Below are 24979 nucleotides of genomic sequence, written 5' to 3' on the forward strand. Positions count from 1 at the left end.
CTCCCTTTACGCAAACAGAGCGCGGGGGTTAGCTTTCGCCGGACGAATTGGGAAGGCCCTGCGTTGCATCCGGCGCATCCGAATCGCCCGCCGCCCCTGCTTCCGGCCCTGCTCCCGGCCCAGCCGCCGCGCGGGCCTGCGCCTTTCGCCGACGCAGATTTTCGCGCAGCTTGGCCGCGAGACGTTCTGCACGGTCGTTCCCCGGGGACATATTCTTGCGAGCATGTTCACTCATGGGCAACGCATTGGCCTTATTAACGCTGTGCTTCAAGCCTTGCTTGACAAGACGAGGCCGCGCGACAATAGGGCGCGCCTTGTCCGGCGCTGCTGTAGCTCAGTGGTAGAGCGCACCCTTGGTAAGGGTGAGGTCGGGAGTTCAATCCTCCCCAGCAGCACCATTCTCGCCCTTGCGGGGCGAGAATGGAGTCCTTGCGGTTTCGCTCGGACCTCCGTGCGAGCGTCCTCCGGTGCTATTCCTCCACATCGCTGCGCGACGTTCCGGGCACCTGCGGGCGCGCAGTCGCGCTTGCGGTCGCGGGCGACCGCGCGCGCTGGGCAGTCTGCTTAAGCCGATATCAGAATAATAGCTGCCGTTCGGCTTGCGACCCCGTTTAAGACATCAACATCATCGCCGCCTCGGGCCTGACCCGGCGTCCCGCTGCCTTTGCCCGTTTGGCGGTTCAGCAAGCTAAGGATGCGTTTCGGGCCGAGGAGTCGTCCCATGCGGCCTCCGCAGCTTCGGAGGTCAAATTGCTCAGGTCGGGAAAGTTGGTTCCCCGATAGGAAATGACCGTCTCATTGATGCCGTTGTTGTTCCACTCGTAGGCGATGGCGTAAAAGCCTGCGGCTTCGTCGATACGTCCATCAGCGGTTTCTCCAAGTAATGAGGAATCCGAGATAATTCTGGCGTTACCGATCCGAACATTTTGGAGGGGCTGGCCATTTGTATCGAAATTCGGAACTTCAAGATCGTTTAGTGTTTGGCCATAACTGCGGTTGTAAGCGTCGAGGGCCAGAAGCGAGAGGAAGACGTCGCGATTCATTTTTGAGTACCTTTCGAAAAGGCTGACCGACCGAGGAGCATTGTTCTTTGCTCACCATCTACTTCCATCCGCATCACATAGAATCCTTTGGGTGAGGGTGGCGGAAGCCGAGCCTCAATCCCGGTTGTCACCGGGTCATCGGTCAGCTCGACGGTGATGCGCTTGAGCTTCACCCCCTCGCCAAAGGTTGCCGCCAGATTATCGGGATCGACCTTGGCAACGCTGGTCGGATCGGCGGGATCGCCGAAGGTCACCAGCATCGGATAGGCCGACCGTTCTTGGATCCACAAGTCTGCGGGCCATGTGCGCGGAAGCGTCCGCTTGCCCGTGACTTCGAGGACATCGTCCAGCGCGTCTTCGAATGGCTTGTTCTCCTGCGGCGCCAGAAGGACATAAACCATGCTTGCCCAATTCGGATCATTGTCCGACCGCAGCAGCGCAAACAGCGTCTTGTCACCCGGTAGATCAACCGCCGCCGCTTCCCCGCGCACCCGCCGCTGGACCGCCTGGTTCGCCGGGACCGACCCGGCGCGCACAAGAGTTTGCTGCACCTCGATGACGCTTGACCCGGTTTTCAAACCGTCAGGCGTCTCGACCTCGACTGTGAGGCGGTAGCGATAGTCGGGGGCTTTGTTCTCAGCGAAGGAGCAGCCGGGTAGCAGAAGCGCGGCGAGTGCCAGCCATGCTGCCTGAATAATGCGCGCCATGTCGTTTCTCCGTCCCATAACCTAGACACGGCAGTAATCTCATGATTTGATGAAGAAACAATCAGCAGCGGGGCCCCGGGGCGGCCCGGGGCGGCGGGATGGCAGAAAACCACCCAGCTCCAGCCATAAAAAACCGAGCGCGGGTCGCCCAAAACCAGACAGCCCCAACGGTGACCATCGATCGCGCAGCGACCGCAGGGCGTGTGAGCGAGGATTTCGCGCGCCGAACGGCGTGCGGAACACAAAGACTCCCCCCACCCCCCAAAATTGACGATACGCCCCGCCCCCTGCCTCGGCTATCCCCTCGTCCCAACACGATAAGCCGGGGAGAGGCGCGATGGATCTGGGATTGAAGGGCAAGAAGGTCATCATGAACGGCGGGGCGCATGGCCTCGGGCTGCAATCGCTCAAGCTGTTCGCGGCTGAGGGTGCTGACGTCGCCTTCTTCTCCCGCAAGGAAGACAAGATCGCCGCCGCCGTCGCTGAAATCGACGCGGCAGGGCCGGGCAAGGTGTTCGCCGAAGTGTTCGACATGGCGAGCGGGACCGAGGCCTATCAGGCGTGGCTCGAAAAGGCCGCGAAGGAACTGGGCGGGTGCGACATCTTCGTTCACACCGCGAGCGCCTCGGGCACCGGCGGGGCCGGGGACTGGCAGGCGTGTCTCGACATGGACCTGAAGGGCGCGGCCTTCGCGGTCGAGACGCTGACGCCTTACCTCGAGGCATCCGGCACCGGTTCCATCGTGATGCTGTCATCCACCGCCGCGCTCGAAACCTTCATCGCGCCCAACCCCTTCAACGCGCTGAAGGCCGCGCTGATCACCTATGCCTCGCAGCTCAGCCAGGCCTATGCGGCCAAGGGCATCCGCGTGAACACCGTTTCGCCGGGCGCGATCTATTACAAGGGCGGCAACTGGGAGATCATCGAGGAGCACATGAAGCCGCTCTACGATGCGACCCTCGCCAAGATGCCGACGGGCCGCTTCGGCGAGCCGGTCGAGGTCGCCAAGGCGATCGTCTTCGTGGCGAGCCCCGCGGTGCCCTACATGACCGGCGCGAACATCGTGGTCGATGGCGGGTTCACCCAGCGCGTCCAGTTCTAAACTCCCCCCAAGCAAGGCGATAAACCATGGCCGAAATCGATCGCGACACGCTGCTCGACATCTACACCCGCACGATGAAGGTGAACCGCACCGACGAGAAGTTCCGCGAGCTGCTGATGGGCGGCAAGGTCGCGGTGATGTATTACTGCGTGCGCGGGCAGGAACTGGTCTCGGCTGCGGCGATGGCGGCCTTGGAGAAAGAGGACTACGTCGTCTGCACCTATCGCGGGCAGGGCGAACAGACCGCCAAGGGCATCCCGATGGAAAAGTGGTGGGGCGAATGCCTCGGCAAGGCGACCGGCACCTGCAAGGGCAAGGGCGGCACCATGCACATCACCGATCCCGAGACGGGGATTATGGTGACGACCGGCGTGGTCGGCTCGGGCCTCCCCATCGCCAACGGCCTTGCGATGGCGAGCCAGAACAACGGCGATGGGCGCGTGACGCTGGTGAGCTTCGGCGACGGCGCGGCCAATATCGGCGGCTTCCACGAAGCGATGAACATGGCCCAGCTGTATAAGCTCCCCGTAATATTCCTGTGCCAGAACAACCGCTACGGCGAGCACACGGCTTACGCTGATCACACCGACAGCCCCAGCATCGCCACGCGCGCGGCGGGCTACGGGATGCCGGGCGTGACGGTTGACGGCAATGATGTCCACCAGATCTACCCCGCCGTGAAAGAGGCGGTCGACCGCGCCCGCCGGGGCGAAGGGCCCACGCTGGTCGAGGCCATGTGCTACCGCATGATGGGCCACTTCTTCGGCGCGGACTTCAGCTACATGCCGCCCGAACACATCGCCGAAATGAAGGCCGAAGACCCGCTGCCCAAGCTCAGGAAGGTGATGCTGGAGCACCAGTTCACCGAGGAAGAATTGGACACGATCGTCGCCGACATCGACGCCCAGATCAACGCGGCGGTCGAACGCGCGCTCGCCGCGCCGCTGCCGGATACCGACGAAATCTACAAGGACGTGCTGGAGGAGACCGCCTGATGGCCCAGATCACCATGACCCAGGCGCTGAACCTCGCAATCGACGAGGCGATGGCCGACGATCCGGGCGTGTTCTGCCTTGGCGAGGACGTTTCCGCCAAGCAGGGCGGGGGCGTGTTCAAGGTCACTGCGGGCCTCACCGAGAAGTATGGCGAACACCGCATCCGCGCCACGCCGATCTCGGAGACCGCAATCATCGGCGCGGCGGTGGGCGCGGCACTCGCGGGCCAACGCCCGATTGCCGAGATCATGCTGATGAACTTCGTCGGCGTGTGCATGGACCAGATCGTCAACCACGCCGCCAAGCTGCGCTTCATGAGCGGCGGGCAGACCCCGTGCCCGATGGTGATCCGCACCACCACCGGGGTCGGCGTCGGCTTCGGCGGGCAGCACTCGGATATGCTGGAGGCGTGGTTCGCTCATGTCGCCGGCATCCATGTCGTCACCCCGTCGAACCCCGCCGATGCGCGCGGGCTGATGCGGGCGAGCATCGACGCCAATGACCCGGTGATCTTCATCGAGAACATCCTGTGCTATGGCCTCAAGGCCGAGGACCCGGGCCCGGGCTACCGCGTGCCGCTCGGCAAGGCCGCGATTGCGCGCGAGGGCACCGATATCTCGATCATCACCTATGGCCGCACCGTATTGGATGCGCTGGCGGTGGCCGATGATCTGGCGAAGGAAGGCATCAGCGTCGAGGTGATCGACCTGCGCACCATCGCCCCTTACGACGAGGCGACCGTGCTCGCATCGGTCCGCAAGACCGGCCGCGCGCTGACCCTGCACGAGGCCGTCCGCCCCTTCGGCACCGGCGCGGAACTCGCCGCCAACATTCAGGAAAAGTGCTGGGACAGCCTCAAGGGCCCGGTGCGGCGCATCGGCGGGACCTTCTCGGCGGTGCCCTTCGCCAGCCACCTCGAACAGGCGTGGATCCCGCAGAAGTCGGACATCGTCGCCCAGATCAAGGCATCGGTAGGCAAGCCATAAATCCCCCTCCCCTTGGGGAGGGGTTGGGGGTGGGGGTACGGCATCAGCGGGTGTGGAACCCCCATCCCAACCCTTCCCCACGGGGAAGGGCTAATTGCAGCTCAAACCAAGCAGGACAGGCGTAGAATGGCATCGGAAATCCGCATCCCCAAGCTCGGCATGAGCGCTGTCGAAATGACCCTCGTCGAATGGATGTTCGGCCCCGGCGAACGCGTCGAGAAGGGCGACATCATCTACACCGTCGAAACCGACAAGAGCACCACCGAGATCGAGGCGCAGGCCAGCGGGATCATCCGCCCGACCGGCGAGGAAGGCGCGGTCTACAAGGTCGGCGATTTGATCGGGACGATCGACGAGTAATGCCCTCAAGTAGCGGACGCGAAGCACAGCCGCAGGCTGAACCGGTAGGACAACAAGGACTCACCCCCAGAGAGTTGCTGGCTAACGTCTACGCCACCGCCGGCACCCGTGATTGGGACGCGGTCGCGGCGCTGATCCACCCCGATTTCGTGCTCTACGAGGCGAACTCGCTCCCCTTTGCAGGCGAATGGCGCGGGCGTGACGCGCTGCAACGCTGCGCCGCCGCCATGTATGGCACTTGGGGCAGCACCGATCTCGAAATTCTCGATTGCACCGGGGGCGAGACCCATGCGGTGATGGTGATCCGCCTGACCATGCACCCCAAGGACGGCAGCGCCCCCTTCACCCAGACCATCTGCGAGGCCGGGACCTTTGAGGACGGCCTGCTGCGCGAATTGCGCATCCACTATTTCGACGCCGCCGAGGTTGCCGCGCGGGCGTGATGCGTTGGACCTACGGGACAACCCTTTTCCCCGCTTGCGTCCCGTTATTGCCGTCACCCTGTGATTTGATCCGACGCCCGGCACGCATCAGCGCAGGGCCGGCAACTTGTTGGCCCGGCGCGGGTTCGCTCGTCCCCTTAATGCGACTGGAGACGAATGAATGCGACGCCCCTCAAAGACGGCCCCGGCCACCGCTGGCCTGGCTCTGTTGCTGGCGATCCCCGCCCAACTGCAAGCGCAGGGTGCGCCGGCGGAGGTTGAAACTTCGGCAGAAGACGGGGGCGATTTCCTCACGCTGGGCACCGGGGTCATTTCTGTCCCGAGCTACGAGGGTGCGGACGAGAACATCATCATCCCTGAAGTGGTCGTGCGCGGGAAGGTGTCGGGTTTCAACTTTTTCTCGCGGGGGCCGGCGATCTATGCCGATGTGATCCGTGATGAAGCGCCGGGACGCAGCATCGATGTGGGATTTGGCCCCGTGGCCGCGGTGCGCCTTGATCGAACCGCGCTGATCAAGGACCCGCAGGTCAAGGCGCTTGGCAAGCTTGATACCGCGATAGAGGTAGGCGGCTGGGCCGGGATTACCAAAACCGGCGTGATGACCAGCGATTACGATCTGTTGAGCCTGCGCGTGGACGCGCGCTGGGATGTGGCGGGCGCGCATGGCAGCTATATCGTCACCCCCACCATCGAATATGGCACGCCGCTGTCCACCAAGACCTTTGTCGGCGCATCGGTGCTGGCCGAATATGTCGGCAATGATTTCGGCGATTATTATTTCAACATCGATCCCGATGCGGCAGCGGCAAGCGGCCTGTCCACCTATGGCGAGGCTGGCGACGGGTTCAAACGTGCCGGGGTCAACCTGCTGGCGACCCATGCGCTGACCGGCGATCTCACCAAGGGTCTGACTGCGGTGGCGGTGGTGGGATATTACCGGATATTGGGCGATTTCAAGCGCTCCCCGATCGTCGCCGAAGCGGGCAGCGCTGACCAGTTCATCGCCGGGCTGGGGCTGACCTATACGTTCTAGCGGCCCCCTCGACCGCTTACGCACAATGGCGTATTCTCACGGCCCGGGACGCCGCCATAGAGCGGTGGCCAGTCATAGGGGCCGATCCGGTGAGACAATCGCTTATCAACCTGCTGCCGCCCGCAACCGTTGCGGCGATCTGGGCCTTCTGGGCCTTGGCGCCGGCTGCGTGGGTCGAGGGCGGCTGGGCGATCATGGCGGTGGGCCTTGGCACGCTGGCGTTTGTGCAGGTGCTGGAACTGCTGTTTGAACGCCACAAGGGCTGGCGCATCAATCGGCGCGAGCTGGCGACCGATGTGTTCTATGTCGCCTTCGGTTACGGCGTGATCGGGTTTTTCACAGATACGGTGGTCAACGGCCCGCTGGGCGAGCTGAAGCAGGCCTGGGGCATCGCCACCCCCTGGCTCGCGGACAGCCCCTTCATGGTGCAGGTGCTGGTGGTGATGTTCACCTTTGAATTCGGCCAGTACTGGATGCACCGGGCGATGCACAACTGGACGCCGCTGTGGCTGACCCATGCGCCGCATCATCACATCACACAGCTGAATGCGATGAAGGGTTTCATCGGCAATCCGATCGAGCTGTTCCTCATCAGCTTGGGCGTGATTGCACTGCTGGATGTGGACCTCAACGCCCTGTTCGCCGCCATCACCGCGTCAGGTGCGATTGCGGCTTTTGCCCATGCCAATGTCCGCGCCGATCCGCCGATCTGGTACGGCTATTTCTTCACCACCATCCGCAACCACTCGCTGCATCACACCGCGCTGTCTTACGAGGACACGCGCTGCAATTACGGCAACAGCGTGATTTTGTGGGACCGCGTGTTCGGCACCTACAAGGAGGGCGAGAGCGAAGTGGTGGGGCAGGATGATCGCAAGCGCTTGTCGATCAGGGAGCAGTGGCTGTTCCCGCTGCGCCCCTGGCTGGACAAGCGCGCCGGGGCAGGGGCCGAGGTGCAGCCCTAATCTTTCTCTTTCCAGCCCCACACCAGACGGCAGGGCAGGATATTGAGCCATTCGAACCCGCACTCGATCCGGTCGAAATGCTTTTCGGTGAAGGTCTGGGCCGATTTGCTGAACTGGTAGGTCAGAAACGCCCCGCCCGGACGGATTGCGCGGTGCGTGGCGGCGGCGATGCGCGGGCCGACGCCGTCGGGCAGGGTGGAAAACGGCAGGCCTGACAGGATGTAATCGGCCCGCTCGTGCCCGTGGGCGCGGATGATGTCTTCCACGTCCTCAGCCGATCCGTGCACCGCGATGAAGCGGCTGTCGCGGATGTGGCGGTTGAGATAGTCGATGAACAGCTTGTTGGTGTCGATCACGATCAGCGTGCCGTCGCGCCGCAAGCGGTCGAGCACCGGCTGGCAGAAGGTGCCAACGCCCGGGCCATATTCGACAAACAGCTGGCACCGGTCCCAATCGACGGGGGCGAGCATCTTGCGGATCGTGAAGCGCGAGGACGGGATGATCGATCCGACCATCACCGGCTCTTCCACGAACCCCTGAAAGAAGACGCCCCAGGCCCCGAAAAACTGTTGCGCTTTGCGCTTGAGAACAACCGAGCGGCGTTCCTTTGCAAGCTTGAAACCGGTCATTCTGGTTCAGCACCTCTCGCCGCGCCCCGGCCATGAGAGCCGATTTGCAAACCTGCCGACTCGCAAATTCGCCGCCAATAGGCAAGCACCTGCACGGGCCGGAATTGCGCCCTGTCGCGCCCACGCCCCGATATGGCGCGTGGGCGGACAGCAGGGGCGGATCAGCCGCCCTTGCGGCTGGCTTCGGCGGCTTCGATCACGCCCGCGTCCCACGTTACGCGGGTCTGGGTTTGCGGATTGAAGCGGTTGTCTTCGTACTTCGCGGCCTTCGCGGCGGCGATTTCGGCCTCGGTCATGTGCTCGCTCGGCGCGAGGGCGAAGACATCGATCCCGCGGCTGATCTCGGTGCCGTAGATGTGGCCATTGTACCAGTAGACCGACCAGTAACCGCCCAGCACCATCTGCTTGTCGTTGATCGGCCCGCGATCGAAATAGGCGATTTCCTTCGGATTGGCGCTGTCGGTGAAGTCCATCACGCTGAGCCCGCCCTGATACCAGGCCTGCGCAAACAGATCGCGGCCCGGCACCGGGATGATCGAGCCATTGTGCGCGACGCAGTTTTCCTTGTCGGATTGCGGCGCGGGCATCTTGTAATGGGCGCGGAAGACGAGCTTGCCGTCGACAATGTCATAGACCGCATTGGCGCCCCAGGTCTTGGGGTCGGACGCCTTGCAGCGCGGCCGCCCGCCGCCGCCCCATTCGTCGGTGAAGATCACCTTGGTGCCATCATTGTTGAAGGTGGCCGAATGCCAATAGGCAAAGGTGGTGTCGGTCACCGCGTCGATCCGCTTGGGGTTCAGCGGGTCGGCGATGTCGAACAGGATGCCATTGCCCGAACACGCGCCTGCCGCCAGCTTCAATGCGGGGAAGACGGTGATGTCGTGGCAGTGATCGGTCGGCGCGGTGCGCTGTGTGTTGTCGCCATGGTCGCCGCCGCGCCACAGACCGGCGATTTCGCCGGTCGCGGTGTCGGCAAAGACGCGCGGGGATTTGACGATGCGGGCCTTGGAGGGGTCGGCCAGCGGGATCTCGATCACATCGACCGAAAACAGCGCGGTGCGGGTGTCGCCGGGGACCTCGCCGATGCAACCGGCCAGTTCCTCGGTCTCGCGGATCCCGGCGGTGCCGGAATTGTAGACGATCAGGCGCGTGTCATCGGCACTGACGATGGAATGGGTGTGACTGCCCCGGCAGGTCTGCACTCCGCCGACCTGACGCGGACGCGAAAGATCGGAGATGTCGAAGATGCGCAGGCCGCGGAAACGGTCTTCATTGACCTTGCCCGGCGCGCCTTCCAGCCCGCAATCGACCCGGCCGCGGGTCTGCTCGACGCTCATCACAAGGATATTGCCCACCACCGAGACATCGCCCTGCCCGCCGGGGCAGACCACGCTGCTCATCAGCGCTGGCACGCCATCAGCGCCCAGCTTGTAGAGGTTGAACCCGTGATACGAGCCTGCGACCATCACATCGCTAAAGAAGGCAATGTCCGTATTGGCGAAATCGAGCAGCGGAGAGCGCTCCGCATATTCGGTGAGGTCTTCTTCCTCACGCTCGGGCGGGGTGGCTGCGGCTGCATCCGGCGCGGCCGCTACGGCTGGTGCGGCTTCGGGCTTGGCCTCATCCTTGGCGTCCCCGTCCTTCTTGGCGTCTTTCTTGGGCGGGACGGGCGGGCGCAGGTCGGCGGGGTTGGCGGGGTTGAAGAAGCCCGCAGGCTTGCCGAGGCTCGCGACCTTGGTGAGGTTCAGGATCGCCTCGCCCGCATTGTCGAAGCCCGCTGCAAGGCCCGAACGCGGATCGGCGGACAGGCCGGCGAGCAGCTTGTCCATCCGTTCGATCTCGCCGGTCTGCTCGCTGTCGATATCGCCGACGAACTGGTACAGCACCGGATCGGCGGCGGTGCCGTCTTCATCCAGCAGCTTTTCGACCATCTCGACCGCGCCTTCGTGGTGGGCGATCATCAGGGTGAGGAACTGGCGGTCGAACTCCACGCCCTTGGCCGCTGCCAGCGCTGCCATCTGATCTGGGCTCGCCATGCCCGCCATCATGTGATGCATATGCGCGCCGTGGCCTGCCATCTTGGGGTCTTCCGCTGGCTCCCCCCGCTCGGCCAGCCAGCCCTTCATGAAGGCGATTTCGTCCGCCTGACTGGATTCGATCCGCCCGGCGATATCCACCAGTTCCTTGGTGTTGGTGCGCTCCTTGACCAGCACGGCCATCTCCAGCGCCTGGGTGTGGTGCACGATCATGTGCTGCATGAAGGCGACATCGGACGCGGTGTAGCTTGCCTGCGCCAGCTTGGTCGCGTCTTCGGCGGTCAGGGTCTTGCTCGCCTGACCGGGCGCGCCCGGCTGCACGATTTGCACGCTTTGGGCATAGGCCACGCCCGAGGCGGATAGCAGCAAAGCGGCAAGAACACCGCGCGAGGCGCGCGCAGCGAAAGCATCGGTCATGGTAAAGTCCCCTAGGTTGTACGCTTGACCGCTAGAGTGCCGCGTCAACCCGCGCAGTCAACCCCGCCGGTGCCATGACGCGGGCCCATTCGACGAAACCACGATATCAGCCGAGCAGCCGCATCCTGCCTTCGCCATCGGCTGGCCCGCCCCGGTCTTGTGCGGCGCACCGTTCACCGCATGGGGCCAATTGCCTGCTTGCCGCGGCCATTCAGGCGTGGATAAGTGCATCGTTAAGCTCGCCGCAACCCTGTTGGAGTAGCCTCGTCGCATGGCACGCCCTCGCATCCTCGTCACGCTCACCGGCCTTGCGGCCTCCTTCGCGGCTATTGCCAGCCCGGCGGCAGCCAGTCCGGACGAGCTTCAGGCGACATTCGACAACACCTTCGGCACCCAGGCGCGCAGCCCGCAAAGCTTCGAGGCGGTCTACGCCTCCAGCTTTGAACAGCGCATCGCGGATCTCGCCAACCCGGCGATGGGACGCATCGGTGTGGCCGCGATTGACCTTGCCACGGGCGAGGAGGTGATGGTGCTGGGCGACCAGCTGTTCCCCATGGCTTCGACCAGCAAGATCGCCGTGGCAGGCACCTTCCTCGAAATGGTCGAGCAGGGACGCTTTTCGCTCACCTCCGAATTCCCGCTGATGCTGCCGGTCGCCTCGGCCAAGTATTCGTCGGCCAAGGCGCCCGTGCGCCCCGGCCAGTATCTGCCCGCGATCGATCTGATCGAGATCATGATTACGCGTTCCTCCAACCCGGCAACCGATGCGCTGCTGGCGGCGGTTGGCGGCCCGGCGGTCGTCAATGACTGGATCCGGCGTCAGGGAATTGCCGAGTTCTCGATCAACCGCGACATCGCCACGCTGGTGCGCGATGACGGCGAGCATAACCCGGCCGTCCATATCGACACCCGCGATGCCGCCACCCCGCGCGCCATGGTGCGCCTGCTGGCAGGGCTGTACCGCGGTGATTTCCTGTCGGACCAAAGCCGGCAAGTGCTGCTATCGGCGATGAGCCGCACCGTCACGGGCAAGCGCCGGATCCCTGCGCATATCCCGCTGGAAGCGCGGGTCAGCCACAAGACCGGATCATTGAACAACACGTCGAGCGATATCGGCCTGATCGAATGCCCGGATGGCCGCGTCATCGCGGTGGCGATCTATGTCACCGGGCAGGGCACCAAGCTTGCCCGCGAGGAGCGGATCGCCGCGATTGCCCGCGCGCTGTATGATGGCTTTGCCGTGCGCGCCCAAACCCTTCAGGCGCAAAACCCAACCCGCAACTGGGCCAGCGCGCCTTACGGCACTGGCGGCTGATTGGCCGCGTAATGGGTCGGACAGCAAAAAGGGCGGCACCGCGCGGCACCGCCCTTTTTGTTTTGCGCTGTCCCGCCGCACCGGCGAGAGCGCGCCCCTAGCTTATTCGGCAGCCTTTTCGGCTTCGGCAGCAACGTCGGCCGCTGCGTCACCGATGTCGTCGGCAGTCTTTTCGGCGGCGTCGGCAGCGCTGTCAGCGGCAGCTTCAACGCTTTCGGCAGTGTCGGTGGCAGCGCCTTCGATGGCTGCGCCCGCGCTGTCAGCGTTGGCTTCGGCATCGGCGGCCATCGCGTCGACGGCTTCTTCGGTTTCGGTTTCGGTGGTTTCGCTGCAGGCAGCAAGGCCGAGAGCCGAGGTGGCGATGGAGGCAGCGAGGATGATCTTGCGCATGGTATATTTTCCCTTCCGTGTGCGAAAAACACGCAGCGTTAAAGCTGCGCCGACCGGGTTCTGGCGTTTGCCCGGTTCGAACCTGAATCTAGGGGCACATCGCAGGGGTGACAAGTGAATTAGGGCGCCGAGCCGTAATTTTGCCGTAATTCTGCCACATTTTGATCGGCACCTCGGGGGTGCCTTCGCTGCGCCAAGCCTCTACCCGCGCTGGCTTGTGCCTGCTAGCAGGCTGGCATGTCGGAAAAGCAGCACCTCTATCTCGTCGATGGCTCGTCCTATATCTTCAGGGCCTATCACCGGCTGCCGCCGCTGACGAACCCGGAAGGCACGCCGGTCGGCGCGGTCTATGGCTACACCACGATGCTGTGGAAGCTGGCCGCCGATCTCGATGCGGCGGACGGGCCGACGCATCTTGCGGTTATTCTGGATGCGAGCGGGGTCAGCTTTCGCAACGATCTCTATGAACATTACAAGGCCAACCGGCCCGAGCCGCCCGAGGATCTCGTCCCGCAATTCCCGCTGATCCGCGATGCCACCCGCGCCTTCAGTCTGCCCTGCATCGAAGTGCCGGGGCTGGAGGCGGACGATCTGATCGCCACCTATGCCCGCCGCGCGCAGGAACGGGGGTGGGATGTCACCATCGTATCGTCCGACAAGGATCTGATGCAGCTGATCGGCGAGGTGAACGGCGCCCAAGGGCGTGGGCGCATCGACATGCTCGACACGATGAAGAACCAGCGCATCTGGCTGGAGGAGGTCGAGGAGAAATTCGGCGTCGGCCCCGAACTGGTGGGTGACGTGCTGGCGCTGATGGGTGATGCGGTCGACAATGTGCCCGGCATTTACGGGATCGGGCCCAAGACAGCCTCGAAGCTGATCGCCGAACATGGCTCGCTCACCGCGGCGCTGGATGCGGCGCCTGCAATGAAACCGTCGAAGCTGAAAGACCGCCTGATCGAAGGCCGGGCCGATGCCGAACTCAGCAAGGTGCTGGTCACGCTGAAAGAGGATTGCGATCTGCCGCAGCCGCTGGACGAAATGAAACTCGGCCCGGTGCCGCCCGAACCGCTGGCCGCGTTCCTTTCGCAGCATGGCTTTACCTCGCTCTTGCGGCGGCTGGATGCCGGTGCGGGCAGCCCGTCGCGCACCACCGATCTCAATCCGCCCAAGCCGAGCACGGCGGGGACGAAAGGTAATGCCGAGGCCAATCGGCAGGCCCTGCCCGATTTTCCCGCTGTCGATCACGCCGCCTATGAAACGGTACAGACCCTCGAACGGCTGGAAGCCTGGGTCGCCCGCGCGCGCGCCGCGCAGGCGGTCGCGGTGGATACCGAAACAAGCTCGCTCGATGCGATCCGGGCCGATCTGGTCGGGGTCAGCCTCGCGCTTGGCCCCAATGATGCGTGCTACATCCCCTTGGGTCACCATAATATCGGGGGGGGCGGCAGCGACATGTTCGCCGAAAAGCCCGAGCAGGTGCCGATGGCCGCAGCCATTGCCGCGCTGAAACCGCTGCTGGAGGATGAGGCGGTCCTCAAGATCTTCCAGAACGGCAAGTATGATATGAACGTGCTGGCGCGGCAGGGGATCATGGTCGCGCCCATCGACGACACCATGGTCATCAGCTTCGATCTGGATGCGGGGCGCGGTGAGGATGGCATGGGGGGCGGCCACGGGATGGACGAACTCTCCCAGCGCCACCTTGGCCATACCCCGATCCCGTTCAAGGACCTGTGCGGCACCGGCAAAAAGGCGATCGGCTTCGCCGAAGTCCCGCTGGACCGCGCGACTGCTTATGCCGCCGAGGATGCGGACGTCACCTGGCGGCTCCATGCGCATCTGAAACCGCGCCTCGCCATCGAGGGCGGCAGCAAGGTTTACGAACGGGTGGACCGCCCGCTGATCCCCGTGGTCGCCGCGATGGAGCGTGAAGGTATCCGGGTCGACCGGGCGCGGCTGGCAAAATTGTCAGAGGAATTCGCCATCGAAATCGGCCGGCTGGAAGGCGAAATCCATGCGCTCGCCGGGCAGGAATTCACCGTCGGCAGCCCCAAGCAGCTGGGCGATGTCCTGTTTGACAAGCTGGGTTACAAAGGCGGCAAGAAAGGCAAGAGCGGGCAATATTCGACCGACGTTTCGGTGCTGGAAAAGCTCGCAGTCGAGGGCGCGCCGATTGCCCGAAAGGTGTTGGAATGGCGTCAGCTGGCCAAGCTGAAGTCGACCTATACCGATGCCTTGCAGGAAGCGATCAACCCCGCAACGGGGCGGGTGCACACCAGCTATTCTCTGGTCGGCGCGCAGACCGGGCGGCTGTCATCGACCGATCCCAACTTGCAGAACATACCCGTGCGCACGGCCATCGGCCGGCAGATCCGCGAGGCCTTTGTGCCCGAACCCGGCAACGTGCTGCTGGCGGCGGACTATTCGCAGATCGAACTGCGCCTCGCCGCGCATATGGCTGATGTCGACAGCCTGAAAGAAGCCTTCGCCCAAGGCGAGGACATCCACGCCCGCACCGCGCGCGAAATGTTCGGCGAGGTGACGCGTGACACCCGCGCGCGGGCCAAGACCATCAACTTCGCGATCCTCTACGGCATCAGCCGCTGGGGCCTCGCCGGGCGGCTCGAAGTGTCGTCGGACGAGGCGCAGGCGATGATCGACACCTATTTCCAGCGCTTCCCCGGCATCCAGCGCTATATCCACGAAACGCTCGAAAGCGTGCGGGCCAAGGGCTATTCCGAGACTTTGTTTGGCCGCAAGACGTGGTTCCCGCGGATCAATTCCAAGAACCAGGCCGAACGGCAGGGGTCAGAGCGCGCGGCGATCAACGCGCCGATTCAGGGCACCAGCGCCGACATCATCAAGCGCGCGATGGTGCGGATGCTGCCCGCGCTGGCGGATGCCGGGCTGCATGACGTGCGGATGCTGTTGCAGGTGCACGACGAACTGGTGTTCGAACTGCCCGAAGCCCGCGTCGAGGCGGCGACGCCGATCATCCGGCAGGTGATGGCCGAGGCGGCCTTGCCCGCGGTTGAACTCACCGTGCCGCTGGGCGTGGACATCGGCACGGGGATGAGCTGGGACGCGGCGCATTAGGCGTTTATCGTCACCCCAGCAGACGCTGGGGCCTAGAGCAGCAAGCGCTGCACTATGAGGCCCTAGGTCCCAGCTTTCGCTGGGATGACGAACGATGGCCAATGTTTCACGTGAAACATTTCAGGAACGAAGCACCCCCGCTCAATCGTGCTTCTTCTCCCGCGTCGGCTTGAGCATGTCGGGCGAGAAGAACCCGATCGGCTGCACCGCCGCCGCGCGCTTCTTCAGCTCGCCGCGCATCTTCTTGTACTCGTCCTCCATCTCGACCGTCACCGTCGCGCGCGAATCCTTGAGCGCGGCGTCGAAGTCCTGCGCCGCGACTTCGCTGACATCGCCGCCCAGACGCCGCAGCGCAGCAAGCCCGGCGCGGCGCACGAGGTCTTCGAGATCGGCGCCGGTGAAGCGCTCGGTCTGCGCCGCGAGGCTTCCCAGATCGACATCATTGGCCAGCGGCATCTTGCCTGTGTGAATGCCCAGAATATGCTCGCGTCCGGCCTTGTCGGGGGTGCCGACATAGACCAGCTCATCGAACCGGCCGGGGCGCAGCAGGGCAGGGTCCACCAGCGTCGGGCGGTTGGTCGCGCCGATCACGACCACCGATTGCAGTTCCTCCAGCCCGTCCATTTCGGCAAGGATGGTGTTGACCACGCGCCCCGTCACCTGCGGCTCGCCCTGGCCTGATCCGCGGGCCGGGACAAGGCTGTCGATCTCGTCGATGAACAGCACGCAGGGTGCCACCGCGCGGGCGCGGGCGAATAGGCGGGCGATCTGCTGTTCGCTTTCGCCGTACCATTTGGACAGGAGGTCGCTGGATTTCATCGAGATGAAATTCGCCTCGGCCTCCTTGGCGACGGCTTTTGCCAGCAGGGTCTTGCCGGTGCCGGGCGGGCCATAAAGCAGAAAGCCCTTGGCCGGGCGGATGCCCAGACGGCGGAAGGCCTCGGGGTTTTTGAGCGGCAGCTCGATCCCCTCCTTCAGCTTGTCGGTCGCCTCGCCCGCACCGCCGATATCGTCCCAGCCCACATTGGGCACCTGCACCATCACCTCGCGCATCGCCGAAGGCTGAACGCGCTTCAGGGCGCTGAGGAAATCGTCGCGGCTGACGCACAGGTCTTCGAGCACTTCGGGCGGGACGGTGCGTTCATCCAGATCGAGCCGCGGCATGATCCGGCGCACGGCCTCGATCGCGGCTTCGCGCGCCAGCGCGGCAATATCCGCGCCGACAAAGCCGTGGGTGACACGCGCCAGTTCATCCAGATCGACGGCGCTTTCCAGCGGCATGCCGCGGGTGTGAATCCCGATAATCTCGCGCCGCCCGCGCTGGTCGGGGACGCCGATCACGATCTCGCGGTCGAACCGGCCCGGACGTCGCAGCGCCTCGTCGATGGCGTCAGGGCGGTTGGTGGCCGCGATCACGACGAGGTTGGCGCGCTTTTCCAGCCCGTCCATCAGGGTGAGCAGCTGGGCGACGAGCCGCTTTTCCGCCTCACCCGGCACCTGGGTGCGTTTGGGGGCGATCGAATCGATCTCGTCAATAAAGATGATCGCGGGCGCGGCGCGGGTCGCTTCTTCGAACACCTCGCGCAGGCGCTTTTCGCTTTCGCCATACCCCGAGCCCATGATTTCCGGGCCGTTGATGATGAAGAATTCGGCGTCGCTTTCGTTCGCTACGGCCTGCGCCAGGCGGGTCTTGCCCGTGCCCGGCGGGCCGTGGAGCAGCACGCCCTTGGGCGGTTCAACCCCGAGGCGGATGAACAGTTCGGGATAGCGCAGCGGCAGTTCGACCATTTCGCGCAAGGCCCGGATGGTCTCCTCCATCCCGCCGACATCGTCATAGTTCACCACCGCGCGGCCGTGGCTGGGGTCTTCAAACTCGGCGCGCAGTTCGACCTCGGTGTTCTCGTCGATATGGACGATGCCCTTGGGGCTGGTCGAGGCGACGGTGAGGCGGATCTGGGTCAGCGCGTAGGCCGGCGCACGCAGCAATTGGCGCACGTCGGCGGGCATGTTCTGCACGGGTTGCTGGCCGGTGGTGGCGACCAGATCGCCGGCCACCAGCGGGCGGCGGAAGAAGTTGCGCTTCAACGCCTGGGTCGGCCCTTGCAGCCGCATCTCGCGCTGGGCGGGGGCAAACACCACGCGGGTGGCCGGGCGCGATTCGCCGCGGGCAATCTCGACATGCTCACCCGATCCGCCTTGCGCATTGCCGCGCTGGAGGCCGTCCAACCGCACCACGTCAAGCGCATCGTCTTCGGGATAGGCGGCCATCGCGATGGCGGCGGTGGTGCGCTTGCCGCGAACTTCCACCACATCGCCTTCGGTGATGCCGAGTTTCTGGAAGGCGGCGCGCGGCATCCGGGCAATGCCGGCCCCGGATTCCTCCTGTCGGGCGGGCGCCACTTGCAGCCGCACGGTGCGGATCGGGGCGGGGGTTTCGGCATCGGCCATTAGGGGCGCTTCCTTGCAAACTTGCGATTTTTTGAACGAAACCGATAGCTAGGAAGCAGGGCGGCGGAATGCAATCAGCCATGCCGCAGCCGCGCAAGGCCCTATCTCGGCACGCAACCAGCGGGTTTGCCGAGGATGCGCGGCACATAAAAAAAGCCCGGCACTAGGTGCCGGGCTGGAAAAGTTTGGGAGAGGATGCCTGAAAGGCGAGACCTAAATGGCGCAAGGCGTGCAATTGTGCAAGTGCGAAAGGAACACATTTGATTGCAAAGAACGCAATTAACGTCCGGAACGGTGTGATTTTGTGCGCAAAGACGCACCGAACTGCTCAAAAAGGAGTCAATCGCCTAAATCTTAGGCAGAGTTCGCGATTATTACCGTTTTGCGACGCAACATGAATGGCGATTCGACTCGGCGACTCGCTTGGGCGTGACAGCGCCCCATGAACGCACTAATCACTCGCCAGATCCCGGAGACGGGATTCTCGTCGCGAGACCAACACCCACAGCATGCAGGCCATTTTCGATGTCCAAGCTTTATCCTGACGCTTCCAGCGCGCTTGACGGCGTTCTTCGCAACAACATGCTGATCGCCGCCGGGGGCTTTGGCCTGTGCGGCCTGCCGGAACGCTTGCTCGACGCCATCCGCGATGCGGGGGTTACGGGTCTGACCTTTGCCAGCAACAATGCCGGGATCGACAACGAAGGCATCGGCAAGCTGCTGCGCACCCGGCAGGTGAAGAAGATGATCAGTTCCTACGTCGGCGAGAACAAGGAGTTCGAGCGGCAGTATCTCAGCGGAGAGCTTGAGGTGGAATTCTGTCCGCAGGGCACGCTGGCCGAGCGGATGCGTGCAGGCGGCGCGGGCATCCCGGGCTTCTACACCCGCACCGGGGTCGGCACCGAAGTTGCGGTGGGCAAGGAGCACAAGGACTTCCCCGACCGCGATGGCGTGATGCAGACCTACATCCTTGAACACGGGATCATGGCGGACCTTGCCATCGTGAAAGCCTGGAAGGCGGATACCACCGGCAACCTGATTTTCCGCAAGACGGCGCGCAATTTCAATCTGCCCGCCGCGACCTGCGGCAAGATCTGCGTGGCCGAGGTGGAAGAAGTGGTACCCGCTGGCAGCCTCGATCCCGATCAGATCCACCTTGCCGGCGTATTCGTGAACCGGATTGTCTGCGGCGCACCCTACGATAAGAAGATCGAGTTCCGGACCGTGCGGGAGAGGGAGGCGGCATAATGGATCGCAGGCTTGCATTCGTTCCCTTGCTGGCACTGGCAAGCACAGCGCTGCCCGGTTGTGTGGCGGTCGCGATTCCGGCGTTGGCCGGATCGGCGGTGGTGGGATCACGGGTGACGGACAATCCGGCTGATCCTGCGCCTGAAGCAACGCCCGCAGTAGAGGCTGAACCGGCTGCGCGCACGGCAGTTTTGCCCCCTGTGACCGCGCCTGTGCCGCCGCAGGTTTCCGCGCCGGTTGCAGCGTCATCGGCAGTGCTCCCGCCGCCGCCCGCACTCCCGCCCGCGCCCGCACCCGCACCTGCCCCCGCTGCCGTGACGACGTTGCCGCCGGTGTTCACCGCGCCCGGACCATCCGCCGCCCCGGTGAGCGCGCCTGCCGAATTCAGCGAATTTGTCCGCTACACCCGTCTTGCCGCCGCTACGGCCGCCGAGGGCGAGGAAGGCAGGCTGTCGGCCATGCTCAGCGATCCGGTTGCCGTTGATGGGGCGCGCCGCCGCTGCGCTGCCAGCGAACAGACGGTTGCCGTGATCGACCTTGACCCGGTCGGAGGGGTGTTTGCAGTGCCGCCTGCCCCGCGGGCCGCGCCCGGCTTTGCACAGGCGCTTGCGTCCCTGCGCGAGGCGGGTGTGGTGATCGCGTGGATTTCCAACCTTTCGACGGACGAATCCGGCGCTATGCGCAGCGCGCTGGAGCAATCCGGGCTGGATCCGCGCGGGCAGGACATCATCTCGCTCCGGCTTGATACCAGCAATACCAAGCAGCAGCGCATGGAGAGCCTTGCGGCCACCACCTGCATCATCGCGATCGCCGGGGACGAACGCCCCGATTTCGACGAGCGGTTCAAATATCTGCGCAGCCCCGAAGCCGGGGCCGGGCTGGAACCTGTGATTGGCAAAGGCTGGTTCCTGATCGAGCCCCCCTTTGCGACCGAAGGAATGAATGCCCAATGACCCCACTTCCGACCGGCTGGACCCGCGACCAGATGGCCGCGCGCGCGGCCCGCGAATTGCAGGATGGCTATTACGTCAATCTCGGCATCGGCATCCCGACGCTGGTGGCCAACCACATTCCCGATGGGATGATGGTGACCCTGCAAAGCGAAAACGGGATGCTGGGCATCGGGCCCTTCCCCTATGATGACGAGGTCGACGCCGACCTCATCAATGCGGGCAAGCAGACCATCAGCGAATTGCCGCACAGCGCCTATTTTGACAGCGCGACCAGCTTTGCGATGATCCGCGGCGGTCATATCGACCTCACTGTGCTGGGCGCGATGGAGGTGGCCGAGAACGGCGACATCGCTAACTGGATGATCCCCGGCAAGATGATCAAGGGCATGGGCGGCGCGATGGATCTGGTCGCGGGCGTCAAGAAGATCATCGTGGTGATGGACCACACCGCCAAGGATGGGACACCGAAGTTTATCCCGGCCTGCACGCTGCCGCTGACAGGGGCGGGCGTGGTCGACATGGTCATCACCAATCTCGCCGTGTTTGCCCGCCCCGATCACGCCTCGCCGTTCCGCCTGATCGAGACCGCGCCGGGCGTTACCGAAGCCGATATCGCGGCCACCACCACCGCGCATTACATCCCGGCGCTGGCGCAAAGCTAAGCTGCCGCGGCGATGCTGGCCTTCAATACCTTTCTGTTCCTGCATCATGCCGGGGTGATCCTGCTGGTCGGCAACATCACGGTCACGGCGGTGTGGAAGGTGTTTGCCAACCGCACGCAGGATGCGCGGATCATCGGTTTCGGGCAGCGGCTGGTGACGGGCACCGATTTCGGCCTGACCGTGCCGGGGATCGCACTGACCATGCTGGGCGGCTATGGCGCGGCGATCGTGATGGATTATCCGCTGTTTGAAGATGTGTGGCTGGTCGCCAGTCAGGTGCTGTTCGTGGCAGCCGGCGTGATCTGGCTGGGTATTCTGGTGCCTATTCAGGTGCAGCAAGCCCGGCTGGCCCGCGGGTTTGAAGACGGCGGCACCGTCACCGCGGAATACCGCGCCTTGTCGCGCCGCTGGATCACGTGGGGCCTCATCAGCACGGTGCCGATGGTGGCGGTGCTGGTGCTGATGGTGGTGAAGCCAACGTGACCGATTGGCTGAGCGCCCCGCGCAACCCCAAGGCGCCGCTGGCGGGCCTCAAGGTGGTGGAACTGGCGCGGGTGCTGGCTGGTCCGTTTTGCGGGCAGATCCTTGCCGATCTGGGTGCGGACGTCATCAAGGTTGAAAGCCCCGAAGGCGACGGCACCCGGCTGTGGGGGCCGCCTTGGGTCGAGCGGGTGGACGCCACTGGAAAGGTTCACCGCGAGGCGGCCTATTACCACGCCTGCAACCGGGGCAAACGCTCGATCATCGCCGACTTCGGCGCGGCGGATGACCTTGCGCGGGTTCGCCAACTGTGTGCCGGGGCCGACGTGGTCATCGAGAATTTCAAGACCGGCAGCCTTGCCAAATTCGGGCTCGATTATGCCAGCCTTGCGGCCGCCAATCCGGGGCTGGTCTATTGCTCGATCACCGGCTTCGGCCAGACCGGGCCACGCGCGCACGAGGCGGGGTATGACTTCGTCGCCCAAGGCATGAGCGGGCTGATGTCGCTGACGGGTGAGCCTGAAGGCCACCCGGTCAAGATGGGCATCTCGATCAGCGATCTGGCGACCGGCGTGTGGGCGGCGAATGGCGTGCAGGCGGCGCTGCTGATGCGCGCGCGCACGGGGCGCGGCCAGCAGGTCGATATGAGCCTGCTCGATTGTTCGGTCGGGCTGCTCGCCAATCAGGCGACCTATTTCTTTACCACCGGGGGCAATCCGCCCCGCATGGGCAATGCCCATGCGCAGGTGGCACCTTACGGCGTGTTCGCGGTGAGCGACGGGCATGTGATCCTTGCACCGGCGAATGACGGGTTGTTCGCCAAGCTGATGGTGGTGCTGGGGCTGGGCCATCTGACGCGCGATCCGCGTTTTGCCGCCAATGGCGACCGGACGGCGAACGCCGCCGCGCTTGACGCGGAAATCGCTGCTGCGGCGGCAGGCTGGACCAAGCAGGGCTTGCTTGATGCATGCCATGCGGCGGGCGTTCCGGCGGGGCCGATCAACCGGCTGGACGAGGTGTTTGCCGATCCGCAGGTGATCGCGCGCGGGATGCGGGTGGAACTGGGCGGGATGGCTGGGGTGCGCAGCCCCTTTACCTTTTCGGACGCAGAACTGGCGCTGGACCGGCCTTCTCCGATCCACGGGGAACATGGTTAGGAAAGCGCTTTGGCGCCGGCGCGCCACAGACGTTCGAACGGGCCTTGGCCGAAGCGCTCCACCCATAAGGGCGACAACGCCAGCATCGCGGCCACCGGCACCAGTCCCAGCGCGAAGGCCTGCCAGCGGGTAACTTCGCCAAACAGGCCGAGGCCCCAGCTGGCAAAGATCGCGGAGAGAACCGCGCTGGTCATCAGATAATTGGTCAGCGACAACCGCCCCACCATCGCCAGCCGCCGCGTCAAGCCACTGTCCTGATTGAGAAATGCCATCCCCAGCGCGGCATAGCTCACGGCCAGCGCCATGTCGAACGGGGCTGACAGTATTAGCGCGACAGGGCCGACCAGCGCGGCGGGAAAGCCCTCGGCCACCAGCCATGCCGCCAGCCCTAGCAGCCCCGGCAGCGCCACCAGCGCCCCGAATCCGGCGATCCGTTGCAGGTGAAAGGTCCGCCATTCCCCCTTCAGCATCCCGCCCCGCCACAGCGCCATGCCCAGCGCCATCGCCGACAGATTGATCGGCAGGGACGCCGCCACGGCTTTCATCTGCGCCGGTATCGCCAGACCGCGCCGCGCGACCCGCTCTGACAACCCCTCGCGGCCCTGTTCCAGCAACAGCGTCATGGTCGGCGCGTCGCGGCCAAACTGCCGCTCGGCCCAGAGCAGCGCGTCAGAGCCCCAATGTTTCATGTGAAACATGGCCAAGGGCGGGCCTAACGCGCTCATGCCCAGCGCAAGATGGACCAAGAGCAGGCCCAGCGCCACCGCCAGCAACCGCCCCGCCGTCAACCCCGCCAGCAGCGGCATCGCCAGCCCCGCCAGCGCATAGGCGCGCAGCACGTCATTGCTGGCGAGCAGCGTCGCATGCACCAGACCGATCGCCAGCAGCACCGCCATCCGCGCATAATGCGCGCGCCACGGCGTTTCTCCGCTGCGTTCGATCAGGATCAGGCAGCCGACGCCGAACAGCATGGCGAACAAGGTGCGGAACTTGTCTTCGATGAAGACGAAACTGCCCAGCCACACCCAGTAATCGACCGGCCCGATCCCGCCGTAGGACAGCGGATTGTAATAGGCCGGGCCCGGCAGTGCGAAAGCGTGGACATTCATGCCGACAATCCCGATCACCGCAATCCCGCGCAGCGCGTCAAGCGCGGGGATGCGGGGCGGGTGAGGGGATAGGGGTGCCGACACACAGCACCCTTACCGCAAAATCAGGCCAAGAAAATCAGGCGAGTGCAGCCTTGAGATCGGCGACCAGATCCAGCCGTTCCCACGGGAACAGATCGCCGGTCGCCTTGCGCCCGAAGTGGCCATAGGCCGCAGTCGGCTGGTAGATCGGCTTGTTGAGGCCCAGATGCGTGCGGATGCTGCGCGGGGTCAGGCCACCGAGCTTGGCGATGCCGAGGATTGCCGCTTCGATCTTGTCGTCGCCGACGGTGCCGGTGTCATGCGTGTCGACATAGAGCGACAGCGGCTTCGACACGCCGATGGCATAGGCGATCTGGATCGTGCAGCGGGTCGCCAGACCGGCAGCCACCACGTTCTTGGCGAGGTAGCGGGTGATATAGGCGGCCGAGCGGTCAACCTTGGTCGGGTCCTTCCCGCTGAACGCGCCGCCACCGTGCGGCGAGGCACCGCCATAGGTATCAACGATGATCTTGCGGCCCGTCAGACCCGCATCGCCATCCGGCCCGCCGATTTCAAAAGTGCCGGTGGGGTTGATGAAATATTCCGTCTCGCGCAGCAGCACAGGCGGGATCACATCGGCGATCACGCCCTTTACATAGGCTTCCAGTTCCGCCTGCTTGGCCGGGTTGTTCTCGTCATAGCCCGGCTTGTGCTGGGTCGAGACGACCACGGCGGTCGCGGCGACCGGCAGCGAGCCTTCGTAACGCAGCGTCACCTGGCTCTTGGCATCGGGTTCGAGAAAGGGGGCCGCGCCCGAGTGGCGGTCAGCCGCCATGCGTTCCAGGATCTTGTGGCTGTAATACAGGGTCGCGGGCATCAGATCGGGGGTTTCGTCGGTGGCGTAACCGAACATGATCCCCTGATCGCCTGCGCCTTCATCCTTGTTCTCGCCGGCGTCCACGCCCTGCGCGATGTGGGCCGACTGGCCGTGCAGACGGTTGATGAATTCGAACTTTTCCCAGTGGAAGCCGTCCTGTTCATAGCCGATGCGCTTCACCGTTTCGCGGACGGTCTTTTCGATCTCTTCCTGCGCGCCGGGGGCCCATGCGCCGTTCTCGTAAACGCCCTTGCAGCGGATTTCGCCCGCCAGCACGACCAGCTGGGTGGTGGTCAGGGTTTCGCAGGCGATGCGCGCTTCGGGGTCTTTCGACAGGAACAGATCGACGATGGCGTCCGAAATCTGGTCGGCAACCTTGTCGGGGTGGCCTTCGGAGACGCTTTCGGAAGTGAACAGGTAATTGGTGCGCATGGGTATCCCCTGAGGGCTGGAGCTGCGGTGCGGCAAGGATCGGGATGACCTTATACAGATATAAGGAAACCT

The 24979-nt window shown here is 64.5% G+C and carries 23 protein-coding genes and 1 tRNA gene; 15 read left to right on the plus strand and 9 right to left on the minus strand.

Going from position 1 to position 24979, the window contains the following annotated elements:
- Positions 1 to 28: 28 nt before the first annotated feature.
- Complete coding sequence (locus C0V72_RS01785) at positions 29 to 235, minus strand: hypothetical protein (RefSeq protein ID WP_199797764.1); 207 nt, start codon at positions 233 to 235, stop codon at positions 29 to 31.
- Positions 236 to 323: 88 nt separating this feature from the next.
- On the opposite strand from C0V72_RS01785, the gene C0V72_RS01790 reads away from it, so the two are divergent.
- Positions 324 to 398: transfer RNA gene (locus C0V72_RS01790), tRNA-Thr, on the plus strand.
- A 282-nt stretch (positions 399 to 680) separates the two neighbouring features.
- Here C0V72_RS01790 and C0V72_RS01795 read toward each other — a convergent pair.
- Positions 681 to 1043, minus strand: a complete 363-nt coding sequence (locus tag C0V72_RS01795) for a hypothetical protein (RefSeq protein ID WP_101791496.1) — start codon at positions 1041 to 1043, stop codon at positions 681 to 683.
- The gene (locus C0V72_RS01800) at positions 1040 to 1750 is read right to left on the minus strand and encodes a hypothetical protein (RefSeq protein WP_101791497.1); all 711 of its coding nucleotides are present in this window, start codon (positions 1748 to 1750) and stop codon (positions 1040 to 1042) included. The genes C0V72_RS01795 and C0V72_RS01800 overlap by 4 nt, the downstream gene beginning before the upstream one ends.
- A gap of 337 nt (positions 1751 to 2087) precedes the next feature.
- Between C0V72_RS01800 and C0V72_RS01805 the strand changes: the two genes are divergently transcribed.
- The 7 genes from C0V72_RS01805 (at position 2088) to C0V72_RS01835 (ending at position 7634) form a co-directional block, all read left to right on the plus strand.
- Positions 2088 to 2852 carry an SDR family NAD(P)-dependent oxidoreductase gene (locus tag C0V72_RS01805; RefSeq protein WP_101791498.1) on the plus strand — a complete coding sequence of 255 codons (765 nt, stop codon included), beginning with the start codon at positions 2088 to 2090 and terminating at the stop codon, positions 2850 to 2852.
- 26 nt (positions 2853 to 2878) lie between these two features.
- The gene (locus C0V72_RS01810; protein WP_101791499.1) at positions 2879 to 3847 is read left to right on the plus strand and encodes a thiamine pyrophosphate-dependent dehydrogenase E1 component subunit alpha; all 969 of its coding nucleotides are present in this window, start codon (positions 2879 to 2881) and stop codon (positions 3845 to 3847) included.
- Positions 3847 to 4833, plus strand: coding sequence for an alpha-ketoacid dehydrogenase subunit beta (locus C0V72_RS01815; protein WP_101791500.1), 987 nt, complete (start codon positions 3847 to 3849; stop codon positions 4831 to 4833). Before C0V72_RS01810 ends, C0V72_RS01815 begins: the two co-directional genes overlap by 1 nt.
- Positions 4834 to 4959: 126 nt before the next feature.
- Positions 4960 to 5193 carry a biotin/lipoyl-containing protein gene (locus tag C0V72_RS01820; protein ID WP_101791501.1) on the plus strand — a complete coding sequence of 78 codons (234 nt, stop codon included), beginning with the start codon at positions 4960 to 4962 and terminating at the stop codon, positions 5191 to 5193.
- A 74-nt stretch (positions 5194 to 5267) separates the two neighbouring features.
- On the plus strand, positions 5268 to 5636 hold the full coding sequence (locus C0V72_RS01825; protein WP_172438868.1) for a nuclear transport factor 2 family protein: 369 nt from the start codon (positions 5268 to 5270) through the stop codon (positions 5634 to 5636).
- Positions 5637 to 5796: 160 nt separating this feature from the next.
- Entirely contained in the window at positions 5797 to 6669 is an 873-nt protein-coding gene (locus C0V72_RS01830; protein WP_101791503.1) for a MipA/OmpV family protein, read from the plus strand.
- An 89-nt stretch (positions 6670 to 6758) separates the two neighbouring features.
- Entirely contained in the window at positions 6759 to 7634 is an 876-nt protein-coding gene (locus C0V72_RS01835) for a sterol desaturase family protein (RefSeq protein WP_172438869.1), read from the plus strand.
- Here the strand turns inward: C0V72_RS01835 and C0V72_RS01840 are convergent.
- Both C0V72_RS01840 and C0V72_RS01845 read right to left on the minus strand, forming a co-directional pair.
- Positions 7631 to 8263, minus strand: a complete 633-nt coding sequence (locus tag C0V72_RS01840) for a class I SAM-dependent methyltransferase (RefSeq protein WP_101791504.1) — start codon at positions 8261 to 8263, stop codon at positions 7631 to 7633. The genes C0V72_RS01835 and C0V72_RS01840 overlap by 4 nt on opposite strands.
- Before the next feature lie 161 nt (positions 8264 to 8424).
- Entirely contained in the window at positions 8425 to 10716 is a 2292-nt protein-coding gene (locus C0V72_RS01845) for a DUF305 domain-containing protein (protein ID WP_101791505.1), read from the minus strand.
- 271 nt (positions 10717 to 10987) lie between these two features.
- Between C0V72_RS01845 and C0V72_RS01850 the strand changes: the two genes are divergently transcribed.
- A complete protein-coding gene (locus C0V72_RS01850; protein ID WP_101791506.1) occupies positions 10988 to 12031 on the plus strand; it encodes a serine hydrolase in 1044 nt (347 codons plus the stop codon).
- A 102-nt stretch (positions 12032 to 12133) separates the two neighbouring features.
- Here the strand turns inward: C0V72_RS01850 and C0V72_RS01855 are convergent, their stop codons facing one another.
- A complete protein-coding gene (locus C0V72_RS01855) occupies positions 12134 to 12421 on the minus strand; it encodes a hypothetical protein (RefSeq protein ID WP_101791507.1) in 288 nt (95 codons plus the stop codon).
- A gap of 237 nt (positions 12422 to 12658) precedes the next feature.
- On the opposite strand from C0V72_RS01855, the gene polA reads away from it, so the two are divergent.
- A complete protein-coding gene (gene polA / locus C0V72_RS01860) occupies positions 12659 to 15520 on the plus strand; it encodes a DNA polymerase I (RefSeq protein ID WP_101791508.1) in 2862 nt (953 codons plus the stop codon).
- 141 nt (positions 15521 to 15661) lie between these two features.
- Here the strand turns inward: polA and C0V72_RS01865 are convergent, their stop codons facing one another.
- Positions 15662 to 17968 (minus strand): CDC48 family AAA ATPase, encoded by a 2307-nt coding sequence (locus C0V72_RS01865; RefSeq protein WP_101791509.1) that lies wholly within the window; start codon positions 17966 to 17968, stop codon positions 15662 to 15664.
- A 525-nt stretch (positions 17969 to 18493) separates the two neighbouring features.
- Between C0V72_RS01865 and C0V72_RS01870 the strand changes: the two genes are divergently transcribed.
- The 5 genes from C0V72_RS01870 to C0V72_RS01890 are packed head-to-tail and all read left to right on the plus strand — an operon-like array spanning position 18494 to position 22468.
- Positions 18494 to 19216, plus strand: a complete 723-nt coding sequence (locus C0V72_RS01870) for a CoA transferase subunit A (RefSeq protein WP_101791510.1) — start codon at positions 18494 to 18496, stop codon at positions 19214 to 19216.
- Positions 19216 to 20169, plus strand: coding sequence for a hypothetical protein (locus C0V72_RS01875; protein WP_143704500.1), 954 nt, complete (start codon positions 19216 to 19218; stop codon positions 20167 to 20169). The genes C0V72_RS01870 and C0V72_RS01875 overlap by 1 nt, the downstream gene beginning before the upstream one ends.
- Positions 20166 to 20831, plus strand: coding sequence for a 3-oxoacid CoA-transferase subunit B (locus C0V72_RS01880; protein ID WP_101791512.1), 666 nt, complete (start codon positions 20166 to 20168; stop codon positions 20829 to 20831). Before C0V72_RS01875 ends, C0V72_RS01880 begins: the two co-directional genes overlap by 4 nt.
- Before the next feature lie 12 nt (positions 20832 to 20843).
- Entirely contained in the window at positions 20844 to 21314 is a 471-nt protein-coding gene (locus C0V72_RS01885; protein ID WP_101791513.1) for a DUF2269 family protein, read from the plus strand.
- Complete coding sequence (locus C0V72_RS01890) at positions 21311 to 22468, plus strand: CaiB/BaiF CoA transferase family protein (RefSeq protein ID WP_101791514.1); 1158 nt, start codon at positions 21311 to 21313, stop codon at positions 22466 to 22468. The genes C0V72_RS01885 and C0V72_RS01890 overlap by 4 nt, the downstream gene beginning before the upstream one ends.
- Here the strand turns inward: C0V72_RS01890 and C0V72_RS01895 are convergent.
- Positions 22465 to 23661, minus strand: a complete 1197-nt coding sequence (locus tag C0V72_RS01895) for a DUF418 domain-containing protein (RefSeq protein ID WP_233999726.1) — start codon at positions 23659 to 23661, stop codon at positions 22465 to 22467. The two genes, C0V72_RS01890 and C0V72_RS01895, sit on opposite strands and share 4 nt — an antisense overlap.
- 34 nt (positions 23662 to 23695) lie before the next feature.
- Complete coding sequence (metK, locus tag C0V72_RS01900; protein ID WP_101791515.1) at positions 23696 to 24907, minus strand: methionine adenosyltransferase; 1212 nt, start codon at positions 24905 to 24907, stop codon at positions 23696 to 23698.
- Positions 24908 to 24979 lie beyond the last annotated feature (72 nt).

It is taken from the genome of Porphyrobacter sp. TH134, assembly GCF_002855495.1.
Taxonomy (GTDB): domain Bacteria; phylum Pseudomonadota; class Alphaproteobacteria; order Sphingomonadales; family Sphingomonadaceae; genus Erythrobacter.

What these genes read in the sequence shown, in the direction of transcription:
- C0V72_RS01785 (WP_199797764.1), bottom strand. Translation starts at nt 235, where the DNA reads ATGAGTGAACATGCTCGCAAGAATATGTCCCCGGGGAACGACCGTGCA.
- C0V72_RS01795 (WP_101791496.1), bottom strand. Translation starts at nt 1,043, where the DNA reads ATGAATCGCGACGTCTTCCTCTCGCTTCTGGCCCTCGACGCTTACAAC.
- C0V72_RS01800 (WP_101791497.1), bottom strand. Translation starts at nt 1,750, where the DNA reads ATGGCGCGCATTATTCAGGCAGCATGGCTGGCACTCGCCGCGCTTCTG.
- C0V72_RS01805 (WP_101791498.1), top strand. Translation starts at nt 2,088, where the DNA reads ATGGATCTGGGATTGAAGGGCAAGAAGGTCATCATGAACGGCGGGGCG.
- C0V72_RS01810 (WP_101791499.1), top strand. Translation starts at nt 2,879, where the DNA reads ATGGCCGAAATCGATCGCGACACGCTGCTCGACATCTACACCCGCACG.
- C0V72_RS01815 (WP_101791500.1), top strand. Translation starts at nt 3,847, where the DNA reads ATGGCCCAGATCACCATGACCCAGGCGCTGAACCTCGCAATCGACGAG.
- C0V72_RS01820 (WP_101791501.1), top strand. Translation starts at nt 4,960, where the DNA reads ATGGCATCGGAAATCCGCATCCCCAAGCTCGGCATGAGCGCTGTCGAA.
- C0V72_RS01830 (WP_101791503.1), top strand. Translation starts at nt 5,797, where the DNA reads ATGCGACGCCCCTCAAAGACGGCCCCGGCCACCGCTGGCCTGGCTCTG.
- C0V72_RS01840 (WP_101791504.1), bottom strand. Translation starts at nt 8,263, where the DNA reads ATGACCGGTTTCAAGCTTGCAAAGGAACGCCGCTCGGTTGTTCTCAAG.
- C0V72_RS01845 (WP_101791505.1), bottom strand. Translation starts at nt 10,716, where the DNA reads ATGACCGATGCTTTCGCTGCGCGCGCCTCGCGCGGTGTTCTTGCCGCT.
- C0V72_RS01850 (WP_101791506.1), top strand. Translation starts at nt 10,988, where the DNA reads ATGGCACGCCCTCGCATCCTCGTCACGCTCACCGGCCTTGCGGCCTCC.
- C0V72_RS01855 (WP_101791507.1), bottom strand. Translation starts at nt 12,421, where the DNA reads ATGCGCAAGATCATCCTCGCTGCCTCCATCGCCACCTCGGCTCTCGGC.
- polA (WP_101791508.1), top strand. Translation starts at nt 12,659, where the DNA reads ATGTCGGAAAAGCAGCACCTCTATCTCGTCGATGGCTCGTCCTATATC.
- C0V72_RS01865 (WP_101791509.1), bottom strand. Translation starts at nt 17,968, where the DNA reads ATGGCCGATGCCGAAACCCCCGCCCCGATCCGCACCGTGCGGCTGCAA.
- C0V72_RS01870 (WP_101791510.1), top strand. Translation starts at nt 18,494, where the DNA reads ATGTCCAAGCTTTATCCTGACGCTTCCAGCGCGCTTGACGGCGTTCTT.
- C0V72_RS01875 (WP_143704500.1), top strand. Translation starts at nt 19,216, where the DNA reads ATGGATCGCAGGCTTGCATTCGTTCCCTTGCTGGCACTGGCAAGCACA.
- C0V72_RS01880 (WP_101791512.1), top strand. Translation starts at nt 20,166, where the DNA reads ATGACCCCACTTCCGACCGGCTGGACCCGCGACCAGATGGCCGCGCGC.
- C0V72_RS01885 (WP_101791513.1), top strand. Translation starts at nt 20,844, where the DNA reads ATGCTGGCCTTCAATACCTTTCTGTTCCTGCATCATGCCGGGGTGATC.
- metK (WP_101791515.1), bottom strand. Translation starts at nt 24,907, where the DNA reads ATGCGCACCAATTACCTGTTCACTTCCGAAAGCGTCTCCGAAGGCCAC.